The organism is Streptomyces sp. NPDC102402 (assembly GCF_044765765.1).
Lineage (GTDB): Bacteria > Actinomycetota > Actinomycetes > Streptomycetales > Streptomycetaceae > Streptomyces.
In genome coordinates, this window is sequence record NZ_JBIWKR010000010.1 from 130571 (window position 1) to 154538 (window position 23968).

The 23968-nt window shown below is 70.9% G+C and carries 25 protein-coding genes and 1 pseudogene; 24 read left to right on the top strand and 2 right to left on the bottom strand.

The features are described 5' to 3' along the window. Positions 1-19 precede the first annotated feature (19 nt). From ACIRJR_RS26415 to ffh, 4 genes are all read left to right on the top strand, one after another. Positions 20-1372, top strand: a complete 1353-nt coding sequence (locus ACIRJR_RS26415; RefSeq protein ID WP_403784949.1) for an ammonium transporter — start codon at positions 20-22, stop codon at positions 1370-1372. After that, positions 1369-1707 carry a P-II family nitrogen regulator gene (locus tag ACIRJR_RS26420; protein WP_033304048.1) on the top strand — a complete coding sequence of 113 codons (339 nt, stop codon included), beginning with the start codon at positions 1369-1371 and terminating at the stop codon, positions 1705-1707. The genes ACIRJR_RS26415 and ACIRJR_RS26420 overlap by 4 nt, the downstream gene beginning before the upstream one ends. Positions 1708-1739: 32 nt before the next feature. Beyond that, complete coding sequence (locus tag ACIRJR_RS26425) at positions 1740-4190, top strand: [protein-PII] uridylyltransferase (protein ID WP_403784951.1); 2451 nt, start codon at positions 1740-1742, stop codon at positions 4188-4190. Positions 4191-4311: 121 nt separating this feature from the next. Continuing rightward, a complete protein-coding gene (gene ffh / locus ACIRJR_RS26430) occupies positions 4312-5859 on the top strand; it encodes a signal recognition particle protein (RefSeq protein WP_403784953.1) in 1548 nt (515 codons plus the stop codon). 60 nt (positions 5860-5919) lie between these two features. On the opposite strand, the gene ACIRJR_RS26435 is transcribed toward ffh, so the two are convergent. Then, positions 5920-6786 carry a methyltransferase domain-containing protein gene (locus ACIRJR_RS26435; RefSeq protein WP_403784955.1) on the bottom strand — a complete coding sequence of 289 codons (867 nt, stop codon included), beginning with the start codon at positions 6784-6786 and terminating at the stop codon, positions 5920-5922. A 519-nt stretch (positions 6787-7305) separates the two neighbouring features. On the opposite strand from ACIRJR_RS26435, the gene ACIRJR_RS26440 reads away from it, so the two are divergent. The 17 genes from ACIRJR_RS26440 (at position 7306) to ACIRJR_RS26520 (ending at position 20080) form a co-directional block, all read left to right on the top strand. Beyond that, on the top strand, positions 7306-7899 hold the full coding sequence (locus tag ACIRJR_RS26440) for a hypothetical protein (RefSeq protein ID WP_356745980.1): 594 nt from the start codon (positions 7306-7308) through the stop codon (positions 7897-7899). Positions 7900-8054: 155 nt separating this feature from the next. After that, on the top strand, positions 8055-8495 hold the full coding sequence (gene rpsP / locus ACIRJR_RS26445; RefSeq protein ID WP_403784957.1) for a 30S ribosomal protein S16: 441 nt from the start codon (positions 8055-8057) through the stop codon (positions 8493-8495). Between the two features lie 2 nt (positions 8496-8497). Further along, on the top strand, positions 8498-8737 hold the full coding sequence (locus tag ACIRJR_RS26450) for an RNA-binding protein (RefSeq protein WP_014153811.1): 240 nt from the start codon (positions 8498-8500) through the stop codon (positions 8735-8737). 106 nt (positions 8738-8843) lie between these two features. After that, complete coding sequence (gene rimM / locus ACIRJR_RS26455) at positions 8844-9410, top strand: ribosome maturation factor RimM (protein WP_403784960.1); 567 nt, start codon at positions 8844-8846, stop codon at positions 9408-9410. Then, a complete protein-coding gene (gene trmD, locus ACIRJR_RS26460; RefSeq protein WP_403785150.1) occupies positions 9410-10231 on the top strand; it encodes a tRNA (guanosine(37)-N1)-methyltransferase TrmD in 822 nt (273 codons plus the stop codon). Before rimM ends, trmD begins: the two co-directional genes overlap by 1 nt. A gap of 124 nt (positions 10232-10355) precedes the next feature. Next, the gene (rplS, locus tag ACIRJR_RS26465; protein WP_103513652.1) at positions 10356-10706 is read left to right on the top strand and encodes a 50S ribosomal protein L19; all 351 of its coding nucleotides are present in this window, start codon (positions 10356-10358) and stop codon (positions 10704-10706) included. Positions 10707-10751: 45 nt separating this feature from the next. Then, positions 10752-11525 carry a signal peptidase I gene (gene lepB / locus ACIRJR_RS26470; protein WP_403784962.1) on the top strand — a complete coding sequence of 258 codons (774 nt, stop codon included), beginning with the start codon at positions 10752-10754 and terminating at the stop codon, positions 11523-11525. Further along, the gene (gene lepB, locus ACIRJR_RS26475; RefSeq protein ID WP_403784964.1) at positions 11518-12549 is read left to right on the top strand and encodes a signal peptidase I; all 1032 of its coding nucleotides are present in this window, start codon (positions 11518-11520) and stop codon (positions 12547-12549) included. Before lepB (ACIRJR_RS26470) ends, lepB (ACIRJR_RS26475) begins: the two co-directional genes overlap by 8 nt. Next, on the top strand, positions 12494-13375 hold the full coding sequence (gene lepB, locus ACIRJR_RS26480) for a signal peptidase I (protein ID WP_403785153.1): 882 nt from the start codon (positions 12494-12496) through the stop codon (positions 13373-13375). The genes lepB (ACIRJR_RS26475) and lepB (ACIRJR_RS26480) overlap by 56 nt, the downstream gene beginning before the upstream one ends. Before the next feature lie 50 nt (positions 13376-13425). Further along, positions 13426-14196 carry a signal peptidase I gene (gene lepB, locus ACIRJR_RS26485; protein ID WP_403784966.1) on the top strand — a complete coding sequence of 257 codons (771 nt, stop codon included), beginning with the start codon at positions 13426-13428 and terminating at the stop codon, positions 14194-14196. Next, the gene (locus ACIRJR_RS26490; RefSeq protein WP_403784968.1) at positions 14186-14674 is read left to right on the top strand and encodes an NUDIX hydrolase; all 489 of its coding nucleotides are present in this window, start codon (positions 14186-14188) and stop codon (positions 14672-14674) included. The genes lepB (ACIRJR_RS26485) and ACIRJR_RS26490 overlap by 11 nt, the downstream gene beginning before the upstream one ends. Before the next feature lie 63 nt (positions 14675-14737). Then, the gene (locus ACIRJR_RS26495) at positions 14738-15046 is read left to right on the top strand and encodes a DUF2469 domain-containing protein (protein ID WP_003965949.1); all 309 of its coding nucleotides are present in this window, start codon (positions 14738-14740) and stop codon (positions 15044-15046) included. A 130-nt stretch (positions 15047-15176) separates the two neighbouring features. Next, positions 15177-15536 carry a YraN family protein gene (locus ACIRJR_RS26500; RefSeq protein WP_403784970.1) on the top strand — a complete coding sequence of 120 codons (360 nt, stop codon included), beginning with the start codon at positions 15177-15179 and terminating at the stop codon, positions 15534-15536. Beyond that, positions 15536-17158 (top strand): YifB family Mg chelatase-like AAA ATPase, encoded by a 1623-nt coding sequence (locus ACIRJR_RS26505; protein ID WP_403784972.1) that lies wholly within the window; start codon positions 15536-15538, stop codon positions 17156-17158. The genes ACIRJR_RS26500 and ACIRJR_RS26505 overlap by 1 nt, the downstream gene beginning before the upstream one ends. Continuing rightward, positions 17155-18327, top strand: coding sequence for a DNA-processing protein DprA (gene dprA / locus ACIRJR_RS26510; protein WP_403784974.1), 1173 nt, complete (start codon positions 17155-17157; stop codon positions 18325-18327). The genes ACIRJR_RS26505 and dprA overlap by 4 nt, the downstream gene beginning before the upstream one ends. Before the next feature lie 261 nt (positions 18328-18588). Further along, entirely contained in the window at positions 18589-19425 is an 837-nt protein-coding gene (gene whiG / locus ACIRJR_RS26515; protein WP_033304072.1) for an RNA polymerase sigma factor WhiG, read from the top strand. A gap of 97 nt (positions 19426-19522) precedes the next feature. Next, the gene (locus ACIRJR_RS26520; protein WP_403785156.1) at positions 19523-20080 is read left to right on the top strand and encodes a TetR/AcrR family transcriptional regulator; all 558 of its coding nucleotides are present in this window, start codon (positions 19523-19525) and stop codon (positions 20078-20080) included. A 159-nt stretch (positions 20081-20239) separates the two neighbouring features. Here the strand turns inward: ACIRJR_RS26520 and ACIRJR_RS26525 are convergent. Further along, positions 20240-20818 (bottom strand): annotated as a pseudogene (locus ACIRJR_RS26525) (murein hydrolase activator EnvC family protein); the annotation flags it as partial. Positions 20819-21095: 277 nt separating this feature from the next. Here ACIRJR_RS26525 and rpsB point away from each other — a divergent pair. The 3 genes from rpsB to pyrH all read left to right on the top strand — a co-directional run bounded on the left by rpsB (position 21096) and on the right by pyrH (position 23900). Beyond that, positions 21096-22028 carry a 30S ribosomal protein S2 gene (gene rpsB, locus ACIRJR_RS26530; RefSeq protein ID WP_403784976.1) on the top strand — a complete coding sequence of 311 codons (933 nt, stop codon included), beginning with the start codon at positions 21096-21098 and terminating at the stop codon, positions 22026-22028. 100 nt (positions 22029-22128) lie between these two features. After that, positions 22129-22965 (top strand): translation elongation factor Ts, encoded by an 837-nt coding sequence (gene tsf / locus ACIRJR_RS26535; protein WP_403784978.1) that lies wholly within the window; start codon positions 22129-22131, stop codon positions 22963-22965. Between the two features lie 158 nt (positions 22966-23123). Next, entirely contained in the window at positions 23124-23900 is a 777-nt protein-coding gene (pyrH, locus tag ACIRJR_RS26540) for a UMP kinase (RefSeq protein ID WP_103513921.1), read from the top strand. The last annotated feature ends 68 nt before the right edge of the window (positions 23901-23968 follow it).

Here is a 23968-nt window from a genome sequence, read left to right on the forward strand (position 1 = left end):
CGACGACGAGGAGACGCCGATGCCCCCAGGCATCACGACGCTTGCCGCAGACGCCCCGGAGCTGTCTGCCGCCAATACAGGGTTCATGCTCATCTGCTCCGCGATGGTGATGCTCATGACCCCGGGTCTGGCCTTCTTCTACGGAGGCATGGTCCGCGTCAAGAGCACCCTGAACATGCTGATGATGAGCTTCATCAGCCTCGGGATCGTGACGATCCTGTGGGTGCTCTACGGATTCAGCCTCGCCTTCGGCACCGACGTCGGCTCCGTCATCGGCTGGAGCTCGGACTTCGTCGGCCTCAGCGGGATCGGTGTCACGGAGCTCTGGCCCGACTACACCATCCCGGTGTACGTCTTCGCCGTCTTCCAGCTGATGTTCGCCATCCTCACCCCGGCCCTCATCAGCGGCGCCCTCGCCGACCGGGTCAAGTTCACCTCCTGGGCCCTCTTCATCACCCTGTGGGTCACCATCGTCTACTTCCCGGTCGCCCACTGGGTCTGGGGCGCCGGCGGCTGGCTCTTCGAGCTCGGTGTCATCGACTTCGCGGGCGGTACGGCCGTCCACATCAACGCCGGTGCGGCGGCCCTCGGCGTGATCCTCGTCATCGGCAAGCGGGTCGGCTTCAAGAAGGACCCGATGCGGCCGCACAGCCTGCCGCTCGTCATGCTCGGCGCCGCTCTCCTGTGGTTCGGCTGGTTCGGCTTCAACGCCGGCTCGTGGCTCGGCAACGACGACGGCGTCGGTGCCGTCATGTTCGTCAACACCCAGGTCGCCACCGGTGCGGCGGTCCTCGGATGGCTGGCGTACGAGAAGATCCGCCACGGTTCCTTCACCACCCTGGGTGCCGCGTCCGGCGCCGTCGCGGGCCTCGTCGCCATCACCCCCGCGGGTGGTGCGGTCAGCCCGCTGGGAGCCATCGCCATCGGTGTCATCGCCGGTGTGCTCTGCGCCATGGCCGTCGGTCTCAAGTACAAGCTCGGTTACGACGACTCCCTGGACGTCGTCGGCGTCCACCTCGTCGGCGGAATCCTCGGCTCCCTCCTGATCGGCTTCTTCGCCACCGGCGGTGTGCAGTCCGACGCCAAGGGCCTCTTCTACGGCGGCGGGGTCGAACAGCTCGGCAAGCAGGCCGTCGGTGTCTTCGCGGTCCTCGCCTACTCCCTGGTCGTCTCGGCGGTCCTGGCCTTCGTCCTGGACAAGACCATCGGGATGCGGGTCAGCGAGGACGAGGAGATCTCCGGTATCGACCAGGTCGAACACGCCGAGACGGCGTACGACTTCAGCGGTGCCGGTGGCGGCGCCACCACCCGCACGGCCCCGCCGGCCGCAGGCACCCCGGCAGCCCCGACGAACAAGAAGGTGGACGCATGAAGCTCATCACCGCAGTCGTGAAGCCGCACCGGCTGGACGAGATCAAGGAGGCCCTCCAGGCCTTCGGCGTCCAGGGCCTCACGGTCACGGAAGCCAGCGGCTACGGGCGTCAGCGCGGACACACCGAGGTCTACCGTGGTGCCGAGTACACCGTCGACCTCGTGCCGAAGATCCGCATCGAGGTACTCGTCGAGGACGAGGACGCCGAACAGCTCATCGACGTGGTCGTCAAGGCCGCCCGTACGGGCAAGATCGGTGACGGCAAGGTCTGGAGCGTCCCGGTCGACACCGCGATCCGCGTACGGACGGGTGAACGCGGCCCGGACGCACTCTGACCGACGGTCCCTGTGAACGGAAAGGCAGCTGGGTGACGAGTACCGAAGTGACCACCGAAACCGAGGACTCGGGACCCAGCGGCTATGCGGCGGCCCGGCTGCGCCTCCTCCAGGAGGAGGCGCGGTCCGGGCCGCCGCGCCGTGCGGCCCTCGCCCGGCTCACCGACGACTGGCTCACCGGCCTGTTCACCGCGGCCGCCGAGCGGGCGGGTGTCCGGGGCGCCGCCCTCGTCGCCGTCGGCGGATACGGCCGTGGCGAGCTCTCCCCACGCAGCGACCTCGACCTGCTGCTCCTGCACGACGGCTCCGCGGACGCGGGGGCCGTCGCCGCCCTCGCGGACGGGATCTGGTACCCCGTCTGGGACCTCGGCCTCGCCCTCGACCACTCCGTACGCACCCCCGGCGAGGCGCGCGCGACCGCGGGGGAGGACCTCAAGGTCCAGCTCGGACTGCTCGACGCGCGCCCCGTCGCGGGGGACCTCGGCCTCGTCGCCGGGCTGAGGACCGCGGTCCTCGCCGACTGGCGCAACCAGGCACCCAAGCGCCTCCCCGCACTCGACGAGCTGTGCCGCGAGCGCGCCGAACGCATGGGCGAGCTCCAGTTCCTTCTGGAACCCGACCTCAAGGAGGCCCGCGGAGGCCTCCGCGACGCCACCGCCCTGCGTGCCGTCGCCGCCTCCTGGGTCGCGGACGCGCCCCGCGAGGGACTCGCGGAGGCACGCCGCACGCTGCTCGACGCCCGGGACGCGCTGCACCTGACCACCGGCCGGGCCACCGACCGCCTCGCCCTGCAGGAGCAGGACCAGGTCGCCGGGGCCCTCGGCCTCCTCGACGCCGACGCCCTGCTGCGCCACGTGTACGAGGCGGCCCGGACCGTCTCGTACGCCACCGACGTCACCTGGCGCGAGGTCAACCGCGTCCTGCGCGCCCGCTCGGCGCGGCCACGGCTGCGGGGGATCCTCGGCGGCGCCAAGGCCGCGCCCGAGCGCACCCCGCTCGCCGAGGGCGTCGTAGTGGCCGACGGAGAAGTCGTCCTCGCGCGCACGGCACGCCCCGAGCGCGACCCCGTGCTCACCCTCCGGGCCGCCGCCGCGGCGGCGGAGGCCGGACTGCCGCTCTCCCGCCACCTCGTACGCCATCTGTCCACCGCGGCCCAGCCGCTGCCGGTGCCGTGGCCCGCCCAGGCCCGCGAGGAACTCGTCACCCTGCTCGGCGCCGGTGAGGCGACCGTCGGCGTCTGGGAAGCCCTGGAGGCGGAAGGCATCATCACGCGCCTGCTGCCCGACTGGGAGCGGGTCCACTGCCGGCCGCAGCGCAACCCCGTCCACACCTGGACCGTCGACCGGCACCTCGTCGAGACGGCCGCCCGCGCCTCCCACCTCACCCGTCGCGTCGGCCGCCCCGACCTCCTCCTGATCGCCGCGCTGCTCCACGACATCGGCAAGGGCTGGCCCGGGGACCACTCCGTCGCGGGCGAGGTCATCGCCCGGGACATGGCGGCCCGCATCGGCTTCGACAAGCAGGACGTGGGCGTCGTCGCCACGCTCGTACGCCATCACCTGCTGCTCATCGACACCGCCACGCGGCGCGACCTCGACGACCCCGCGACGGTCCGCTCCGTAGCCACGGCCGTGGGCACCGCCTCCACCCTGGAACTCCTGCACGCGCTCACCGAGGCCGACGCGCTGGCGACCGGCCCCGCCGCCTGGAGCTCCTGGCGGGCCTCCCTCGTCACCGATCTGGTCAAGCGCGTCGCCGCGCTCCTGGCGGGCGAGGAACCCCCCGTACCGGAACCGCTCGGGCCCAGCGCGGAGCAGGAGCGCCTCGCCATCGAGGCGCTGCGCACCCGCGAACCCGTCCTGTCCCTGCACACCCGGCCGGAACCGGCCTCCGGGGACGGCGAGCCGGAACCCGTCGGTGTCGAACTCCACATCGCGCTGCCCGACCGGCCCGGTGTCCTGCCCGCCGCGGCCGGAGTGCTCGCCCTGCACCGCCTGACCGTGCGGGCCGCCGACCTGCGGGCCGTGGAGCTCCCCACGGAGCTGGGCGAATCGGCCGGACTGCTGGTGCTCAGCTGGCGGGTCGCCGCCGAGTACGGCTCCCTTCCCCAGGCCTCCCGGCTCCGCGCCGACCTCGTGCGCGCCCTGGACGGCTCCCTGGACATCCGGGCCAGGCTCGCCGAGCGGGAGGCCGCCTATCCGAGGCGGCGCGGGGTGAAGGCTCCGCCGCCCAGGGTGACCGTCGCCGCCGCGGGCTCCCGCCTGGCCACCGTGATCGAGGTCCGCGCCCAGGACGCCCCAGGGCTGCTGCACCGGATCGGCCGGGCACTGGAGCAGAGCGCGGTGCGGGTGCGCAGCGCCCACGTCTCCACGCTCGGAGCGAACGCCGTGGACGCGTTCTACGTCACGGACGGCGACGGCGAACCGCTGTCCCCGGAACGCGCCGCGGAGGTGGCCCGGGAGGTCGAGAAGGAGCTGGGCTGAACCCCTGCCCCGGGCCCGTTCACGACGAGAATCGGGTGAGGGCTTTGCGTTCTCCGGGGTCCGGATACCCTGGAGGGCGACTGACCTGCCCCGCCCCCGACCCTGAGGACCGACGAGCGCCGTGTTCGATACTCTCTCCGACCGCCTTAGCGCGACTTTCAAAAACCTCAGGGGCAAGGGCCGCTTGTCCGAGGCGGACATCGACGCCACGGCTCGCGAGATCCGTATCGCCCTGCTCGAGGCGGATGTCGCCCTCCCCGTGGTCCGCGCGTTCATCGCCAACGTCAAGGAGCGGGCGCGCGGCGTCGAGGTCTCCCAGGCGCTGAACCCCGCCCAGCAGGTCGTCAAGATCGTCAACGAGGAGCTCGTCTCCATCCTCGGCGGCGAGACCCGCCGGCTCCGGTTCGCCAAGAACCCGCCCACCGTGATCATGCTGGCGGGTCTGCAGGGTGCCGGAAAGACCACCCTCGCCGGGAAGCTCGGCCTCTGGCTCAAGAGCCAGGGCCACTCCCCGCTGCTCGTCGCCTGTGACCTCCAGCGCCCCAACGCCGTCAACCAGCTGAGCGTCGTCGCCGACCGGGCCGGTGTCGCCGTCTACGCCCCGGAGCCGGGCAACGGCGTGGGCGACCCGGTCAAGGTCGCCAAGGACTCCGTCGAGTTCGCCAAGGCCAAGGTCCACGACATCGTCATCGTCGACACCGCCGGACGCCTCGGCATCGACGAGGAGCTGATGCGGCAGGCCGCGGACATCCGCGACGCGGTCAGTCCCGACGAGATCCTCTTCGTCGTCGACGCGATGATCGGCCAGGACGCGGTCAACACGGCCGAGGCCTTCCGTGACGGCGTCGGCTTCGACGGCGTGGTGCTCTCCAAGCTCGACGGCGACGCCCGTGGCGGCGCCGCCCTGTCGATCGCCCACGTCACGGGCAAGCAGATCATGTTCGCGTCGAACGGTGAGAAGCTCGAGGACTTCGACGCCTTCCACCCCGACCGCATGGCCTCCCGCATCCTCGACATGGGTGACCTGCTCACCCTGATCGAGCAGGCGGAGAAGACCTTCAGCCAGGAAGAGGCCGCCAAAATGGCCTCCAAGCTGGCGTCGAGCAAGGGCAAGGACTTCACGCTCGACGACTTCCTGGCGCAGATGGAGCAGGTCAGGAAGATGGGCTCCATCTCCAAGCTGCTCGGCATGCTGCCCGGCATGGGGCAGATCAAGGACCAGATCAACAACATCGACGAGCGCGACGTCGACCGCACGGCCGCGATCATCAAGTCGATGACCCCCAAGGAGCGCGCCGACGCGACGATCATCAACGGCTCGCGCCGGGCCCGTATCGCCAAGGGCTCCGGCGTCGAGGTCTCCGCGGTGAAGAACCTCGTGGAGCGCTTCTTCGAGGCCCGCAAGATGATGTCGAAGATGGCCCAGGGCGGCGGCATGCCCGGGATGCCGGGCATGCCGGGCATGGGTGGCGGCCCCGGCCGTCAGAAGAAGCAGGTCAAGCAGGCCAAGGGCAAGCGCAAGAGCGGCAACCCGATGAAGCGCAAGGCCGAGGAGCAGGCCGAGGCCGCCCGCCGTGAGCAGGCGGCGCAGGGCGGCGCGTTCAACCTGCCCGCCCAGGGGGACAAGAACTTCGAGCTGCCGGACGAGTTCAAGAAGTTCATGGGCTGACCCGCCGGAAGCACGCGCGAAGGGGCGCCCCGCACCGCGGGGCGCCCCTTCGTCATCCCGTCACGTCACGCACACCAGGTAGCGGAAGACGTTCGGCATCCAGACCGTGCCGTCCGGCCGCAGATGCTGATGCAGGGCCTCCGCGACCTCCTTCTCGACCTGGGTGCGGTCCGTCGCCCGTATCGCCGTGTCGAACAGCCCGGTCGACAGCAGGCCGCGCACCGCGCTGTCCACGTCCGCGTAGCCGAACGGGCAGGACACCCGGCCCGAGCCGTCCGGCTTGAGCCCGGCGCGCGCCGCGACCTCTTCCAGGTCGTCCCGCAGCGCCGGCCGCCAGCCGTTCCCGGAGCGCGGGACGCGCGCCGACTCGGTGAGCCGGGCCGCCACCCTCAGCACCGGAGCCGTGGCGCACCGCTCGGGCGGCCCCCAGCCCGCGAGCACCACCGTGGCCCCCCGCACGGCGAGCGGCACGGCGGACGCCAGCGCGGGCGCGAGGCCCTCCGAGTCGCCGGCCGCACAGCCGATCGGCTGGAAGGCGGTCAGGAGGTTGTACGGCGCCTCACCGTCCGGAACGGCGGCGGGAACGCCGTCGGCGAGCCTGGCGCGCGGATCCGTACGGCCGGGCCCCGCGTCCTGTCCAGGAGCGGAGGCGAGGCGCTCACGGGCCAGCGCGAGCCGTTCGCGGTCGGTGTCGACGCCGGTGACGCGCGCCCCGCGCGAGGTGGCGATCAGCATTGACAGCCCGGAACCGCAGCCGAGGGAGAGCATCCGGGTGCCGGCCCCGACTTCGAGGCGCTCGTACACCGCCTCGTAGAGCGGTGCCAGCATGCGCTCCTGGATCTCGGCCCAGTCACGGGCGCGGGTACCGGCGTCCACCGGGGCGGACGAATCCGCGTACCTGTGGTGCCGGACGAGCGTAGGTGTCATGGAATGCGCCCCAATCCGCCGTGAGGTCGGTCGTGCCCGAGTGAGGTCCCCCATGTCTATGTGCTGTGTATGTACGCCCACAGCCCCCGTATGTCAGAGAACTCCGCTTCGGCGGTCCCGTCCAGAGGTCGGACGGGGTGGGATGGCATTGCTTGCGTGCTCCGGTCGTGCGCCCCCGGCGCCGCGTGCAGAGCGCGGGCGCCGGGAACAGCGCGCCCGCTGCTCGCTTCCTCACAGTCTTACCCGACACACGGGGCGCAGCACGTCGAGCGCCCCGGGCCGGGCCGTGACCGGTGTGCGGCCGCCGCTCCGTGCCGGGTAAGGTCGCCGGTCGGGTGCCCGTCCACGCCCGTGCGTACGCGTTGCTACGTACCACCTTGGTGCGAGCTGTGAGACTTCTCCGCTGATCTGCGCACCCGCCCTCGTCCGGACGCATCAAGGGCAACTGACTGGTACGTGCAAATTATTTGGGATGCCCCGGAATAGGAACACCGGAGCCCTCAGGCTCGTTGTCACGACGTGAGCACGACACCACCTGTACTTGCCGCAGAGCTGGCACAGGCGTGGGCCGACATTCAGCGGTACCACCCCGAGCTGCCCGATCTTGCCGCGCCAGAGTCCCTGATCGGAGAGTCCTCGTCCGCCTGTGGCGCCGAACTCTCCTTCGAACGGCTGCTTCATGAGGCAGTCCACGGCATCGCCGCGGCGAGAGGTGTCCGGGACACCTCCCGCGCCGGCCGCTACCACAACCGACGCTTCCTCGCGATCGCCGAGGAGCTGGGCCTCGATCACGCCGAGGAGCCCCACCCCAGCAGCGGATTCTCGCTGGTGACCCTGAATCCCGAGGCCAAACGCAGATACCGCCCGACCACGGAACGGCTGCAGCGGGCGCTCAAGGCGCACACCGTGGCCACCGCCGCCGACACCAAGCGCTCGTTCCGCGGCCCCGCGGCGCGGCACGGCTCGTCCGGGGGAGGGGTGCGGGTGAAGGCCGTCTGCGACTGCGGGCGCAACGTCCGCGTCGTTCCCTCGGTCCTCGCCCAGGCGCCGATCGTGTGCGGAGGGTGCGGCAAGCCCTTCCGTATCCCCGAAGGGGCGGTCGCGGTGGGGTGACCCGGCGCGGTGTGGCACAATGGACAGCTGTACTCGACAGCCGCACAGGACCCCTCTCTCCTCCGGCTGACGCGTCCGTCGGGCACCCGAGTACCGCAACCCCACGTGGCATCTTTTGTGCCCAACCACGTCAGAGACCAGGAGACACCACTTCCGTGGCAGTCAAGATCAAGCTGAAGCGTCTGGGCAAGATCCGTTCGCCTCACTACCGCATCGTCGTCGCCGACTCCCGTACCCGCCGTGACGGCCGGGCCATCGAGGAGATCGGCCTGTACCACCCGGTGCAGAACCCCTCCCGTATCGAGGTCAACGCAGAGCGCGCGCAGTACTGGCTGTCCGTCGGCGCCCAGCCGACCGAGCCCGTCCTCGCGATCCTCAAGCTCACCGGTGACTGGCAGGCCCACAAGGGTCTCCCGGCCCCCGCGCCGCTCCTGCAGCCGGAGCCCAAGGCTGACAAGCGCGCCCTGTTCGAGGCCCTGGCCACGGACGGCGACGAGGCCAAGGGTGAGGCCATCACCCCGAAGGCCAAGAAGTCGGACAAGAAGGCGGACGAGGCGGCCGACGCTGCTGCGTCCACCGAGTCGACCGAGGCCTGAGCATGCTCGAGGAGGCTCTTGAGCACCTCGTGAAGGGCATCGTCGACAACCCCGACGATGTGCAGGTCGCCTCGCGTGACCTGCGCCGTGGACGCGTTCTCGAGGTCCGGGTTCACCCCGACGACCTCGGCAAGGTGATCGGCCGCAACGGCCGCACCGCACGCGCCCTGCGTACCGTCGTGGGTGCCATCGGCGGCCGTGGGATCCGGGTCGACCTCGTCGACGTGGACCAGGTTCGCTGAAAGAGTTGAACACCGGCAGGGGCCGGGGAGGGCTTTCGAGCCGTCCCCGGCCTTTGTCGTCCGTACATGACCGCCTCCTCAGTAAGAGATCACCGGGAGAAGTAGCGTGCAGTTGGTAGTTGCGCGGGTCGGTCGCGCCCATGGCATCAAGGGCGAGGTCACCGTCGAGGTACGCACCGACGAGCCCGAGCTCCGGCTCGGGCCCGGCGCCGTGCTGGCCACGGAGCCCGCCTCCACGGGCCCGCTGACGATCGAGACCGGCCGCGTGCACAGCGGCAGGCTGCTGCTGCGCTTCGAGGGCGTGCGTGACCGCACGGGCGCCGAGGCGCTGCGCAACACCCTGCTCATCGCCGATGTGGACCCTGCTGAACTCCCGGAGGACCCCGAGGAGTTCTACGACCACCAGCTGATGGACCTGGACGTCGTCCTCGCCGACGGCACGGAGATCGGCCGGATCACCGAGATCTCGCACCTGCCGTCCCAGGACCTGTTCATCGTGGAGCGGCCGGACGGCAGCGAGGTGATGATCCCGTTCGTCGAGGAGATCGTCACCGAGATCGACCTGGAGGAGCAGCGGGCCGTCATCACCCCGCCGCCGGGCCTGATCGACGAGAGCGAGGCCGTGATCGCCACCACGCGTGACGAGGACGGCGCCGACAAGGGGGAGGCGTGATGCGGATCGACGTCGTCACGATCTTCCCCGAGTACCTGGAACCCCTGAACGTCTCGCTCGTCGGCAAGGCGCGCGCCCGCGGCCGTCTCGACGTGCACGTCCACGACCTCCGGGACTGGACCCACGACCGCCACAACACCGTGGACGACACCCCCTACGGCGGCGGTCCCGGCATGGTCATGAAGACCGAGCCGTGGGGCGAGGCGCTGGACGACGCCCTGGCCGGCGGGTACGAGGCCGGGGCGCACTCCCCGGTCCTCGTCGTGCCCACACCCAGTGGCAGGCCCTTCACCCAGGAGCTGGCCGTCGAGCTGTCGGAACGGCCGTGGCTGATCTTCACCCCGGCCCGCTACGAGGGCATCGACCGCCGGGTGATGGACGAGTACGCGACCCGTGTGCCGGTCGTCGAGGTGTCCATCGGGGACTACGTCCTGGCGGGCGGGGAGGCCGCCGTCCTGGTGATCACCGAGGCCGTGGCCCGGCTGCTGCCCGGCGTGCTCGGCAACGCCGAGTCGCACCGCGACGACTCCTTCGCGCCGGGAGCCATGGCCGACCTGCTCGAGGGTCCCGTCTACACGAAGCCTCCCGAGTGGCGGGGGCACGGCATCCCCGACGTCCTGCTCAGCGGCCATCACGGCCGGATCGCCCGCTGGCGACGGGACGAGGCCTTCCGTCGTACCGCGCTCAACAGGCCCGATCTCATCGAGCGTTGCGAGGCGTCGGGCTTCGACAAGAAGGACCGGGAGATGCTCTCCATCCTCGGCTGGTCACCCGGGCCGGGCGGACGATTTTGGCGCAGGCCCGAGGCCGTGGAAGAATAGGCCCGCTGTACGTCCGGCGTGCGCCCCTGCCACAGGGGGAAAGACGTCCGCCCGATGTGATCAGCATCCGAACTTCACTCTCTCCCGTCGATGACCTGTGGCATCGGCGAAGAAAGCAGACAACATGGCTTCCCTGCTCGATGGCGTCAACGCCACCTCGCTCCGTTCCGACCTCCCGGCGTTCCGCCCCGGTGACACCGTCAACGTCCACGTGCGCGTGATCGAGGGCAACCGCTCCCGTATCCAGCAGTTCAAGGGCGTCGTCATCCGCCGTCAGGGCTCGGGCGTCAGCGAGACCTTCACGGTCCGCAAGGTCTCCTTCAGCGTCGGCGTCGAGCGCACCTTCCCGGTGCACAGCCCGATCTTCGAGAAGATCGAGCTCGTCACCCGCGGTGACGTCCGTCGCGCCAAGCTGTACTTCCTCCGTGAGCTCCGCGGCAAGGCCGCGAAGATCAAGGAGAAGCGCGACCGCTGATTCACCTCCGGAGTCCACAGCGCGGCCCGATAGTATTCGGCCCCGATGGACACGGACGCACAGCACATGGAGCGCGATCGTTCCTCCGAACCCGAAGACGGGGCGGAGGAGGGGTCGCGCTCCACGCATGTCCCGGACCCTCCGGCCGTCTCGACGTCATGGGGGCGCGCGGTCTTCCTGGGCATCCTCTGCACGGTCGCCCTGCTGCTCTTCAGCACGTTCGTGCTGCAGCCCTTCCTCATCCCCAGTGGCTCGATGCAGCCCACGCTGCGGGTGGGGGACCGGGTCCTCGTCAACAAACTGGCGTACCGTTTCGGCTCGGAGCCACGGCGCGGTGACGTGGTGGTCTTCGACGGCACGGGGTCCTTCGTGCAGGAGGCGGAGACGGGGGACGACCCCGTCGGCAGGCTGCTGCGCGGGGCGGCCGCGACCGTGGGGCTGGCCGAACCCTCAGGGTCCGACTTCGTGAAGCGGGTGGTGGGCGTGGGGGGCGACCGTGTGGTCTGCTGCGACGAGCGGGGGAGGCTCGAGGTGAACGGGGCTCCGGTGGCCGAGGAGTATCTGCACCCGGGAGACCGCCCCTCCGCGGTCGCCTTCGACATCGTCGTGCCCGACGGCAGGCTGTGGGTGATGGGCGACCACCGCAGCAACTCACGGGACTCCCGCGACCACCTCGGGGAGCCGGGAGGAGGCATGGTGCCCGTCGAGCGCGTGGTCGGACGGGTCGACTGGCTGGGCTGGCCGCTCGGCAGGCTCGGCTCCCTGGAGGGCACCGACGCCTTCACCGGCATACGGCCGGCGGACGCGGACCATGGGTAACCGGGGGCGCGAGCGGGGAGCACCGGACACGGATCCGCCGCTGCCCACCGGGTCGAGACCGACGACGGGCCGCTCACTGCCCACGCGGGCGGAGCGCCGGAGGCTGGCCCGCAAGGTGAAGCGCCGCAGACGCAGGTCCGCGATCAAGGAGATACCCCTCCTCGTCCTGGTGGCGCTGCTGATCGCGCTGGTACTCAAGACCTTCCTCGTCCAGGCCTTCGTGATCCCCTCCGGATCGATGGAACAGACCATCCGGATCGGTGACCGGGTGCTGGTGGACAAGCTGACCCCCTGGTTCGGCTCCGAACCGCAGCGTGGCGACGTCGTCGTGTTCAAGGACCCGGGCGGCTGGCTGCAGCAGGAGAGCGCCCCCGCCGAGGACCCGCCCGCCGGAGTCAAACAGGTCAAGGAGCTGCTGACCTTCATCGGGCTGCTGCCCTCCGAGGACGAGCAGGATCTGATCAAGCGCGTGGTGGCGGTCGGCGGCGACACGGTGAAGTGCTGCGGTGCCGACGGCAGGATCACGGTCAACGGAGTGGCGCTCGACGAGCCCTATCTGAATCCCGGCGATGTCCCGTCCACTCTCAAATTCGAGGTAAAGGTTCCCCGAGGCCGCATCTTCGTGATGGGCGACCACCGGTCGAACTCCGCGGACTCCAGATTCCATCTCGACAAGCCCGGGAAGGGCACGGTGTCCGAGGACGAGGTCGTCGGACGGGCCGTGGTGATCGCCTGGCCCCTCGGGCACTGGCGCAGGCTGGAGGAGCCCGGAACGTACGCCTCGGTCCCCGGAGGGGGCTCCGGAGCGACGGCTGCGCCGGGCCCGTCGAATAGTGTGTCCTCCCAGGATCACAACGGAATGGTCCTGCTCCCGACCCCTGCGGAACTCCCGCTCGTTATGGGAGTGGTGGGCCTGCGCCGAATCGGGCGCGGGCGGTGGCACGGAGTGAGGAGTGGATGTGGGGGATTTGGCGGTCGGCGCACGATCCGGACACGACGAACCCGAGGACCGGCCTTCGAGTGACGGGGTCCCGGTGGCATCGGAGAGTGACGGCGAGTCCCCGGACGGTGGCAGTACGGCGGTGAAGAAGCCGCGCTCGTTCTGGAAGGAGCTGCCGCTCCTCATCGGCATCGCGCTCATCCTCGCGCTGCTGATCAAGACGTTCCTGGTCCAGGCGTTCTCGATTCCCTCGGACTCCATGCAGAACACTCTGCAGCGGGGTGACCGGGTGCTGGTCGACAAGCTGACCCCGTGGTTCGGGTCGGAGCCGGAGAGGGGAGAGGTCGTGGTCTTCCACGACCCGGGCGGCTGGCTGGGGGAAACTCCGGTACCCGAGCCCAACGCGGTGCAGAAGTTCCTGAGCTTCATCGGGCTGATGCCGTCGGCCGAGGAGAAGGACCTCATCAAGAGGGTCATCGCCGTCGGTGGCGACACGGTCCAGTGCAAGAAGAACGGACCGGTCACGGTCAACGGCAAGGCGCTGGACGACAAGTCCTTCATCTTCTCGGGCAACAGCGCCTGCGACGACGAGCCCTTCGGGCCGATCCACGTCCCCGAGGGCCGGATCTGGGTGATGGGCGACCACCGGCAGAATTCGATGGACTCCCGCTACCACCAGGAGCTGCCCGGTCAGGGCACGGTCTCCACGGACGAGGTCGTCGGGCGGGCCGTCGTCATCGCGTGGCCCGTCAACCGCTGGGCGACCCTTCCGGTGCCCAGCACGTTCGACCAGCCCGGACTGAACGCCGCCGCCTCCGTCGCGGTGCCCGGAGCACTGGGTGTAGCCGGAGCGCTGCCCCTCGTGTTCTGGCGTCGCCGCAGGCTGACCCGCGGGCGTACCGCCGGGTAAGGTGCCGACTCGGATCAGCGATTGTCGATCTCCGATGGGGGAGCGCTGGGATGAGTGGATCAGAACGTCACGACGGCCGCGGCCGGCTCGGCAACACGTTGTCGAACCTGGCCGTGGCCGTCGGCTGTGTGCTCTTCCTCGGCGGATTCGCCTGGGGAGCGGTGGTGTACAAGCCGTACACGGTGCCGACGGACTCGATGACGCCGACGGTGAACGCGGGCGACCGGATCCTCGCGGAGCGGGTGGACGGCCACGACGTACGGCGCGGTGACGTGGTCGTGTTCACCGATCCGACGTGGGGCGACGTCCCGATGGTGAAGCGGGTCGTCGGCGTGGGCGGCGACAAGGTCGCCTGCTGCGACAAGGGCGGACGGCTCACCGTGAACGGCAAGGCCGTCGAGGAACCGTATCTGCAGGCGAAGGGCGCCTCGTCGTTGAGCGGCGCGGCGGGTGCGCCGGCCTCTCCCCAGGACTTCACGGCCGAGGTGCCCGAGGGGCAGCTCTTCCTCCTCGGGGACGAGCGCAGCACATCGATGGACTCCCGGGTCCACCTGGAGGATCCGGGGCACGGTTCGGTGCCACGCAGCGCCGTCGAGGCGCGGGTGGACGCCGTGGCATGGCCCGTGAACGGCATGATCGGCCGGCCCGAGGCATTCGCCGCCCTGCCCGGCGGTGTGTCGTCCGAGGGGCCGCTGCCCCTGCAGGCCGGGGCGCTCGTGGTGGGTGTGGTGCTCATCCTGGGCGGCGCGGCCTACGGTCCGCTCGCGGCCCGGTCCGCGCGGCGGACCGACAGGCCGAAGGCCTCCACCGGTGCGCGCTGAGGCACGCCGGGTCGCCCGCGTGGTGCTCCTGGACCCGGACGACCGGATCCTGCTGCTGCACGGCTTCGAGCCCGCGGATCCGGCCGTGAGCTGGTGGTTCACCCCGGGCGGCGGTCTGGAGGGCGAGGAGACCCGGGAGGAGGCCGCCCTGCGTGAGCTCGTGGAGGAGACCGGCATCAGCGACGTCTCCCTCGGCCCGCTGCTGTGGACGAGGACCTGTTCGTTCCCGTTCGACGGGCGCCGCTGGGACCAGGACGAGTGGTACTTCCTGGCCCGCACGTCACAGACGGCCACCGACCAGAAGGGCCTCACCGAGCTGGAGCTGCGCAGCGTCGCCGGTCTGAGGTGGTGGACTTCCGCCGAACTTCTGGCCACGCGTGAGACGGTGTACCCGACCAGGCTCGCCGGGCTGCTGCGCACGCTGCTCGACGAGGGTCCCCCGAGTGTTCCGCTGGTTCTCGCCCCCGAAATCGTCTAATCGGCCAGGGCGGTGTGGGGCTGACGCACAATAGGGGGACGCACGGCTGAAGGGGAACATGCCATGAGCGCCGAGGACCTCGAGAAGTACGAGACCGAGATGGAGCTGAAGCTCTACCGGGAGTACCGCGATGTCGTCGGTCTGTTCAAATACGTGATCGAGACCGAACGGCGCTTCTACCTCACCAACGACTACGAGATGCAGGTGCACTCGGTTCAGGGTGAGGTGTTTTTCGAGGTTTCCATGGCGGATGCGTGGGTCTGGGACATGTACAGGCCCGCGCGCTTCGTCAAGCAGGTCCGGGTCCTGACGTTCAAGGACGTGAACATCGAGGAGCTCAACAAGAGCGACCTCGAACTTCCGGGCGGCTGATCCCGGGCTTGCCCCCGTATCCCGGTTCACTCTTCCGAGTGGCCGGGATATCCACATCGGGCCGGTTGTCCACCAAGATCCAATGGATCGGGCGGGGGGCGTCACAGTCGGTGCCGGAGGTGGTGCCGATATGAACGCACGGGGGGCACTCGGGCGGTACGGCGAGGATCTGGCGGCGCGGCTGCTGGCCGACGCCGGGATGACCGTTCTGGAGCGCAACTGGCGGTGTCGCGCAGGAGAGATCGACATCGTGGCCAGGGACGGCGACGCGGTGGTCGTCTGTGAGGTCAAGGCCCGCAGGGCGGGCTCCTTCGAGCATCCGATGGAGGCCGTCACACCGGCCAAGGCCGACCGGTTGCGCAGGCTCGCGGAGATCTGGCTCGACCGGCACGGCGGGCCGCCGCCGGGCGGGGTCCGTATCGACCTGATCGGTGTGATCCTGCCCCGGCGCGGTGCACCGGTCGCCGAGCATGTGCGGGGCGTGGCCTGATGGGGTTCGCGCGGGCGTGCTCGGTGGCGCTGGTCGGCGTCGAGGGCGTGGTGGTGGAGGTCCAGGCGGACCTGGAACCGGGCGTGGCGGCGTTCACGCTGGTCGGCCTGCCGGACAAGAGCCTGGTGGAGAGCCGGGACAGGGTCCGGGCCGCCGTCGTCAACTCCGGCGCCGAGTGGCCGCAGAAGAAGCTCACGGTGGGTCTGTCCCCCGCCTCCGTGCCCAAGAGCGGGTCGGGGTTCGACCTGGCCGTGGCGTGCGCGGTGCTCGGCGCGGCGGAGAGGATCGATCCGGCGGCCATCGCCGATGTGGTGATGATCGGGGAGCTCGGCCTGGACGGCCGGGTGCGGCCGGTGCGCGGGGTCCTGCCCGCGGTTCTCGCCGCGGCGGAGGCGGGGTACCGGCACGTCGTCGTCCCGGAGCAGACCGCGGGGGAGGCCGCCCTGGTGCCGGGCGTCTCCGTCCTCGGCGTCCGGAGCCTGCGCCAGCTGATCGCCGTCCTCGGTGACGAGCCCGTCCCGGACGAGCCGGCCGCCGACCGGGGCCGCCCCGACACGATGCTGGCCGGCCTGATGGTGCCCGGAGCGGGCCTCGGCACGGGGCTGGCCCCGCTGTCGGCCGACGGCGCGGCGCACCGGCCCGATCTCTCGGACGTCGCGGGCCAGGGCCGGGCCCGCAAGGCCCTGGAGGTGGCGGCGGCGGGAGGACACCATCTCCTGCTCTCCGGTCCGCCCGGCGCGGGGAAGACCATGCTGGCCGAGCGGCTCACGGCGATCCTGCCGCCGCTGTCCCGGCAGGAATCCCTCGAAGTGACGGCGGTGCACTCGGTCGCGGGCATCCTCCCACCGGGTGAACCGCTGATCAGCAGGGCACCGTACTGCGCTCCGCACCACTCGGCGACGATGCAGTCGCTCGTCGGGGGAGGGAACGGCCTGCCGAGGCCGGGAGCGGTGTCCCTGGCGCACCGGGGAGTCCTCTTTCTGGACGAGGCCCCGGAGTTCTCCGGGCGGGCCCTCGACGCGCTGCGGCAGCCTCTGGAGTCCGGGCACGTGGTGGTCGCGCGTGCGGCCGGTGTCGTCCGGCTGCCCGCCCGCTTTCTGATGGTCCTGGCCGCGAACCCCTGCCCGTGCGGCAGGCACACCCTGGCAGGCGCGGGGTGCGAATGCCCGCCCTCCGCGGTCCGCCGCTACCAGGCAAGGCTCTCGGGCCCGCTGCTGGACCGGGTCGACCTGCGCGTCGAGGTCGAGCCGGTCGGCCGGGCGGATCTGATGGGACAGGGCGGCCGGGGGGAGTCCTCCGCGGAGGTGGCCGTCCGGGTGCGGGAGGCCAGGGACCGCGCCGCCGAGCGGCTCGCGGGCACTCCCTGGACCACCAACAGCGAAGTGCCCGGTCACGAGTTGAGGACGCGGCTGGTCGCGGCGCCCGGCGCCCTGATGGCGGCCGAACGCGACATGGAGCGGGGCGTCCTCACAGCCCGCGGTCTCGACCGGGTCCTGCGCGTGGCGTGGACCGTGGCGGACCTCAGGGCCGCCGACCGCCCGGACGCCTCGGACGTGGCGACCGCGCTGGAGCTGCGGACGGGCATCCAGCGCGGGGTCCCGCTGCGGGCGGGGGCCCGGTGAACGCCCCGCCGGCCGGGGACGAGCGGGAGCGGCTGGCGCGTGCCGCGCTGACCCGCGTCTTCGAGCCGGGTGACGAGCGCGGTGGCCGATGGCTCCGCGAGATCGGCCCCGTCGAGCTGATGAGACGTCTCGCCGGGCCCGACGGACCGGCTCAGGCGCTCAGGGGGATGACGGCGGCCCGCCTCGCCGGATACCGGCTGCGGGCGTCGAGCGCCGACCCCGTACGGGACCTGGAGGACGTGGCCGCGATCGGCGGGCGGTTCGTCTGTCCCGGCGACCGGGAGTGGCCGAGCCAGCTCGACGACCTGGGCGACGCGCGGCCGATCGGGCTCTGGGTGCGCGGCCGGTCCGACCTGCGCCTCTGGGCGCTGCGCTCCGTCGCCCTGGTCGGCGCCCGGGCATGCACACCCTACGGGGCCCACATGGCGGCGACACTCGCCTCGGGGCTCGCCGAGCGGGGCTGGGTGGTCGTCTCCGGAGCGGCGTTCGGAGTGGACGGCGCCGCCCATCGCGGGGCACTGGCCGCGGGCGGGGCGACGATGGCGGTCCTGGCCTGCGGGGTGGACATGGCGTATCCCAGGGGGCACGCCGGACTGATCGGGCGCATCGTGGAACAGGGCCTGGTCATGGGCGAGCTGCCGCCCTCCGACCATCCGACGCGCAGCAGATTCATCCTGCGCAACAGGGTGATCGCGGCGCTCACGCGGGGCACCGTGGTGGTGGAGGCCGAGTACCGGAGCGGTTCACTGGTCACGGCGAGAAACGCACAGCGGCTGGGCCGGTTCACGATGGGGGTGCCGGGCCCCGCGACCAGCGGCCTCTCGGCCGGGGTCCATGAACTCCTGCGGGGCGAGGGCGTCCTGGTCACCGATGCCGCCGAGATCGCGGAGCTGGTGGGGGAGATCGGTGACCTCGCCCCCGCCAGGAGAGGCCCGGTCCTGCCCAGGGACCTGCTCGACGCGGCTTCCGCGAGAGTGCTGGACGCGCTGCCGGGCACAGGCGCCATGGACGGGCGGGACGTGGCCCGGGGTGCCGGGACGTCGGCTGACGAAACCCTCGCGCGCCTGTACGAACTGCACTCCCTGGGGTTCGTCGAACGCGAGGGCGGCGGATGGCGGTTGACGCCGGGACGGACACACGAAGGGGACGTGCGGCGAGGCGGTACTTGACCCGGAGCATTCGGGTGAAAAGGTGATGTCGACGACCTCGGCAGTACCCGGCCGGGCCGTCGGGAGCTGTGCGAGTGCCGACAGTTCCCGGCGTCGGCAAGGCCGGGTGGCGGAGGAACGGCGAGGGATTCGGTACGCAATCGCACCGCGCGCTTCCCTTGTCCAGCGCGCACCGCAACACCTCAGTCACGCTACGCTCACGAGGAATCCGCCCCAGAGACACGTCCCAGCACTTCACAGCAGAACGGCTCAAGGCACCACATGCCCCAGCACACCTCCGGGTCTGACCGCGCGGCAGTACCACCGGCTGCGCGTGGCACTGTGCGCCCTCCCGCCCCCTCCTCGCTCGACGAGTTGTGGCGTTCGTACAAGACCACCGGCGACGAGAGGCTGCGGGAGCAGCTGATCCTGCACTACTCGCCCCTGGTGAAGTACGTCGCCGGCCGGGTCAGCGTGGGGCTGCCGTCCAATGTGGAGCAGGCGGACTTCGTCTCCTCCGGTGTCTTCGGGCTGATCGACGCCATCGAGAAGTTCGACATCGAGCGGGCCATCAAGTTCGAGACCTACGCGATCACCAGGATCCGCGGCGCGATGATCGACGAACTCCGCGCCCTGGACTGGATTCCCCGGTCCGTGCGGCAGAAGGCACGCAACGTCGAACGCGCCTACGCCACGCTGGAGGCGCAGCTGCGGCGTACGCCCTCCGAGGCCGAGGTCGCCGCGGAGATGGGTGTCGCCCTGGAGGAACTGCACGCTGTTTTCAGCCAGTTGTCGCTCGCCAACGTGGTGGCCCTGGAAGAGCTGCTGCACGTCGGGGGCGAAGGCGGCGACAGGCTGAGCCTGATGGACACCCTGGAGGACACGGCGGCCGACAATCCGGTCGAGGTCGCCGAGGACCGCGAGCTCAGACGGCTGCTCGCGCGTGCCATCAACACGCTCCCCGAACGGGAGAAGACCGTGGTCACCCTCTACTACTACGAAGGCCTCACCCTCGCCGAGATCGGCAATGTGCTCGGCGTCACCGAGAGCAGGGTCAGCCAGATCCACACCAAGTCGGTGCTGCAGCTCCGGGCGAAACTGGCCGACGCCGGACGCTGAGCCGGATGCCGTCCGGCCGGCCGGTCACGGACGGGGACCTCCCTTCGAACTGATGCCGCCGTAGAGTGGTCGGGTGCCCAGGATTCGAGCGGCCTCCGTGGCCGAGCACCGGACCATGCAGCGCGGCGCCCTCCTGGACGCCGCACGCTCCCTGCTGTCCGAGGGCGGTACGGAGGCGCTGACCTTCCCCGCCCTCGCCGAGCGCACCGGCCTCGCCAGGTCCTCCGTCTACGAGTACTTCCGCTCCCGCGCGGCCGTGGTCGAGGAGCTCTGCGCCGTCGACTTCCCCGTCTGGGCCGCCGAGGTCGAGAACGCGATGGAGCGGGCCGGTACGCCCGAGGCCAGGATCGAGGCCTACGTGCGCCGGCAGCTCGACCTGGTCGGGGACCGCCGGCACCGCGCGGTGGTGGCGATCTCCGCGAGCGAACTGGACGCGGGAGCGCGGGAGAAGATCCGTGCCGCGCACGGCGGTCTGATCGCCATGATCGTCGAGGCGCTCGCAGACCTGGGCCACACCGAGCCGAGGCTCGCCGCGATGCTGCTGCAGGGTTCCGTGGACGCGGCGGTGCGACGGATCGAGCTGGGCGCGGCGGAGGAACCGGGGGTCGTCGCGGACACCGCCGTGGCCATGGTCCTGCGGGGCGTCCGGGGCTGAGCGGCCCGCCCGCCCGCCCGCCTCCGGCAGCGGCACGCCGAACACCGGCAGCAGTCTGGAAGGCCCCCGCCGCAACAGGGACGGGGGCAGCAGTGTCAGCGGGTCCAGATAGACGTCGCCGCGCCGCAGGCCCCAGTGCAGGCATCCGCCGGCGCAGTGGGACGGCTCAGGACCGACCACCCCCACCACCTCCCCCGCGGTCACCTGGTCGCCCTCGGTGACCCGCGCCCGCACCGGCTCGTACGTGAAGCGGAGCAGCGGATCCCCGCTCCCCGCCACATCGACGGAGACCACCCCGCGCCCCGCCACCGGGCCCGCGAAGGCGACCAGGCCCGAGGCGGCCGCCCGCACCGGCGTGCCCGGCGGGGCGGCGAGGTCGACCCCGCGGTGGCCGGGCCCGTACGGGCCGGCCGGCGGCTCCCAGCCGCGTACGACCAGGGGGCGGCCCGCCAGCGGCCAGGACCGGTCGACGCCCGGCGGCACCCCTTCGGCGGCCCCGGCGGTGGCCGGTGCGGCCAGGGCCGCCAGCACCGCGGTCAGCAGCACGACGAGGAGCGCGGCCGGGACCGGCGGAGGGGGCAGGGGCCGGGCCACCCGTGAGGCCGGAAGCCGGAAGGGCTGCGGCTCCGGCGCGCACGGCGCAAGGGCCTGCGCGCACCGCTGCGGGCCCGGCCCGTACGGCGCCGTGGCGCGGGCGGTACGGGGCCGGCCGGCGGTCTTTCCTGGTGTGCGGCACATGGCGGAACGATCTCCCGGACGCCCGTTCCGCGGGGATCATGGTCCGGATCTGTGGACGGCCGAGCGGTTGTGGACATCGCCGTCACCCGGCACCCGGCGGGTCCCGTACACTTCTTCTGGCGATCCGGGTCACCGGGTCGACTTCGCACGCCCCGCCACCTCCCTCTCTGCGGACGGTGGCCGCGCTCCTCGGTCCCTCGTGGCACGGCGCGTCGGGGCGTCAGGCGCGACAGCAATCCTGCGGTCGCGGCAACCGAGAAAATCAAGGAGTACGGCCATGGCCGTCGTCACGATGCGGGAGCTGCTGGAAAGCGGCGTCCACTTCGGTCACCAGACCCGTCGCTGGAACCCGAAGATGAAGCGCTTCATCTTCACCGAGCGCAACGGCATCTACATCATCGACCTGCTCCAGTCGCTGTCGTACATCGACCGCGCCTACGAGTTCGTCAAGGAGACCGTCGCCCACGGCGGCTCCATCATGTTCGTGGGTACGAAGAAGCAGGCCCAGGAGGCCATCGCCGAGCAGGCGACGCGCGTCGGCATGCCGTACGTCAACCAGCGTTGGCTCGGTGGCATGCTCACCAACTTCTCCACCGTCTACAAGCGCCTTCAGCGTCTGAAGGAGCTCGAGCTCATCGACTTCGAGGACGTGGCCGCCTCCGGCCTCACCAAGAAGGAGCTCCTGGTCCTCTCCCGCGAGAAGGCCAAGCTGGAGAAGACCCTCGGTGGTATCCGCGAGATGCAGAAGGTGCCGAGCGCAGTCTGGATCGTCGACACCAAGAAGGAGCACATCGCCGTCGGTGAGGCGCGCAAGCTCCACATCCCGGTCGTCGCGATCCTCGACACCAACTGCGACCCCGACGAGGTCGACTACAAGATCCCGGGCAACGACGACGCGATCCGCTCCGTCACCCTGCTCACCCGCGTGATCGCCGACGCCGTCGCCGAGGGCCTCATCGCCCGTTCCGGTGCCGCGACCGGTGACTCGAAGCCGGGCGAGAAGGCCGCCGGCGAGCCCCTCGCCGAGTGGGAGCGTGACCTGCTCGCGGGCGACAAGAAGGACGACGCCGACGTCCAGTCCTCCGCCGAGACGGAGAAGGACGCCGACGAGGACGCCAAGCCGGCCGCCGTCGCCGCGGAGCAGGACGAGGCCGCTGCCGAGGCTCCGGCCGCCGCCGAGGCTCCCGCCGCGGACGCCGAGCAGGCCTGACACCCGTCAGTCACGGCTGAATGACGGCGGGGGCCGGTGCGATGCACCGCCCCCGCCGTTCACCCGTAGATCTTTCAGACTTCGAGAGAGAAACAGACTCATGGCGAACTACACCGCCGCTGACGTCAAGAAGCTCCGCGAGCTCACCGGCGCCGGCATGATGGACTGCAAGAAGGCGCTCGACGAGGCCGACGGCAACGTCGACGGCGCGGTCGAGGCCCTCCGTATCAAGGGCCAGAAGGGCGTCGCCAAGCGCGAGGGCCGTTCTGCCGAGAACGGTGCCGTCGTCTCCCTCATCTCCGAGGACAAGACGTCGGGCGTCCTGGTCGAGCTGAAGTGCGAGACCGACTTCGTCGCCAAGGGTGACAAGTTCCAGGCCGTCGCCAACACGCTCGCCGCTCACGTCGCCGCGACCTCCCCGGCCGACATCGAGGCGCTCCTCGCCTCCGAGATCGAGCCCGGCAAGACCGTGCAGGCGTTCGTGGACGAGGCCAACGCCACCCTCGGCGAGAAGATCGTCCTGGACCGCTTCGCGCAGTTCACCGGCGCCTACGTCTCCGTGTACATGCACCGCACCATGCCCGACCTGCCGCCGCAGATCGGTGTTCTGGTCGAGCTGGACAAGGCCGACGCCGGCCTGGCGAAGGGCCTCGCCCAGCACATCGCCGCCTTCGCGCCGAAGTACCTCTCCCGCGAGGACGTCCCGGCCGAGGTCGTCGAGGCCGAGCGTCGCGTCGCCGAGGAGACCACGCGCGCCGAGGGCAAGCCCGAGGCCGCGCTCCCGAAGATCGTCGAGGGTCGCGTCAACGGCTTCTTCAAGGAGGCCACCCTCCTCGGCCAGCCGTACGCCCTGGACAACAAGAAGTCCGTCCAGAAGGTCCTGGACGAGGCCGGTGTCACCCTGAAGCGCTTCACGCGCATCAAGGTCGGCATCTGAGTCCGTCCGCGAACAACGGTGGACCCCGATAGGGTCTGGTGCAGTCGTCGGTTGCACTCAGCCGGACGACCGCAGATCTGACGAGGAGGCCATTGCCGCTGAGGGACGACAGACCCACCGGCAATGGCCTTCTTCGTATGTGCACGAGGAGAATCTCCATGAACAAGGGCGCGGACGCCACACAGGGTGACCACAAGCGCGACGACGGCACGATTTCCGGGCGCTTCATGCTGAAGCTGTCCGGCGAGGCCTTCGCCGGTGGCGGAGGTCTCGGTGTCGACCCCGACGTCGTGCACGCCATCGCCCGCGAGATCGCCGCGGTCGTACGCGACGGAGCGGAGATCGCGGTCGTCATCGGCGGCGGAAACTTCTTCCGTGGCGCCGAGCTCCAGCAGCGCGGCATGGACCGGGCGCGGTCCGACTACATGGGCATGCTCGGCACGGTCATGAACTGCCTGGCGCTGCAGGACTTCCTGGAGAAGGAAGGCATCGACTCACGCGTCCAGACCGCCATCACCATGGGCCAGGTCGCGGAGCCGTACATCCCGCTCCGTGCCGTACGGCACCTGGAGAAGGGACGCGTCGTGATCTTCGGTGCGGGCATGGGAATGCCGTACTTCTCCACCGACACGACCGCCGCCCAGCGCGCCCTGGAGATCGACGCCGAGGCGCTGCTGATGGGGAAGAACGGCGTGGACGGTGTCTACGACGCCGACCCGAGGACCAACCCCGGCGCGGTGAAGTTCGACGCCCTGGAGTACGGCGAGGTGATCGCCCGCGACCTGAAGGTCGCCGACGCCACCGCGATCACCCTCTGCCGTGACAACCAGCTCCCGATCCTCGTCTTCGAACTGACGCAGGAGGGCAATATCGCCCGCGCGGTCAAGGGTGAGAAGATCGGCACGCTGGTGAGCGACCGGAGCACCCGGGCCTGACGGCCCACAAGATGGACAACGGCCTGCCGGTCGGACACCGTGCAGGTGAGGACGCGACGCAGGATCCG

Bases quoted from the DNA above. Each gene is read 5' to 3' on its own strand.
- ACIRJR_RS26415 (WP_403784949.1), top strand. From the start codon at position 20: ATGCCCCCAGGCATCACGACGCTTGCCGCAGACGCCCCGGAGCTGTCT.
- ACIRJR_RS26420 (WP_033304048.1), top strand. From the start codon at position 1,369: ATGAAGCTCATCACCGCAGTCGTGAAGCCGCACCGGCTGGACGAGATC.
- ACIRJR_RS26435 (WP_403784955.1), bottom strand. From the start codon at position 6,786: ATGACACCTACGCTCGTCCGGCACCACAGGTACGCGGATTCGTCCGCC.
- ACIRJR_RS26450 (WP_014153811.1), top strand. From the start codon at position 8,498: ATGCTCGAGGAGGCTCTTGAGCACCTCGTGAAGGGCATCGTCGACAAC.
- trmD (WP_403785150.1), top strand. From the start codon at position 9,410: ATGCGGATCGACGTCGTCACGATCTTCCCCGAGTACCTGGAACCCCTG.
- rplS (WP_103513652.1), top strand. From the start codon at position 10,356: ATGGCTTCCCTGCTCGATGGCGTCAACGCCACCTCGCTCCGTTCCGAC.
- lepB (WP_403784962.1), top strand. From the start codon at position 10,752: ATGGACACGGACGCACAGCACATGGAGCGCGATCGTTCCTCCGAACCC.
- lepB (WP_403784964.1), top strand. From the start codon at position 11,518: ATGGGTAACCGGGGGCGCGAGCGGGGAGCACCGGACACGGATCCGCCG.
- lepB (WP_403784966.1), top strand. From the start codon at position 13,426: ATGAGTGGATCAGAACGTCACGACGGCCGCGGCCGGCTCGGCAACACG.
- ACIRJR_RS26495 (WP_003965949.1), top strand. From the start codon at position 14,738: ATGAGCGCCGAGGACCTCGAGAAGTACGAGACCGAGATGGAGCTGAAG.
- ACIRJR_RS26500 (WP_403784970.1), top strand. From the start codon at position 15,177: ATGAACGCACGGGGGGCACTCGGGCGGTACGGCGAGGATCTGGCGGCG.
- ACIRJR_RS26505 (WP_403784972.1), top strand. From the start codon at position 15,536: ATGGGGTTCGCGCGGGCGTGCTCGGTGGCGCTGGTCGGCGTCGAGGGC.
- whiG (WP_033304072.1), top strand. From the start codon at position 18,589: ATGCCCCAGCACACCTCCGGGTCTGACCGCGCGGCAGTACCACCGGCT.
- rpsB (WP_403784976.1), top strand. From the start codon at position 21,096: ATGGCCGTCGTCACGATGCGGGAGCTGCTGGAAAGCGGCGTCCACTTC.
- tsf (WP_403784978.1), top strand. From the start codon at position 22,129: ATGGCGAACTACACCGCCGCTGACGTCAAGAAGCTCCGCGAGCTCACC.
- pyrH (WP_103513921.1), top strand. From the start codon at position 23,124: ATGAACAAGGGCGCGGACGCCACACAGGGTGACCACAAGCGCGACGAC.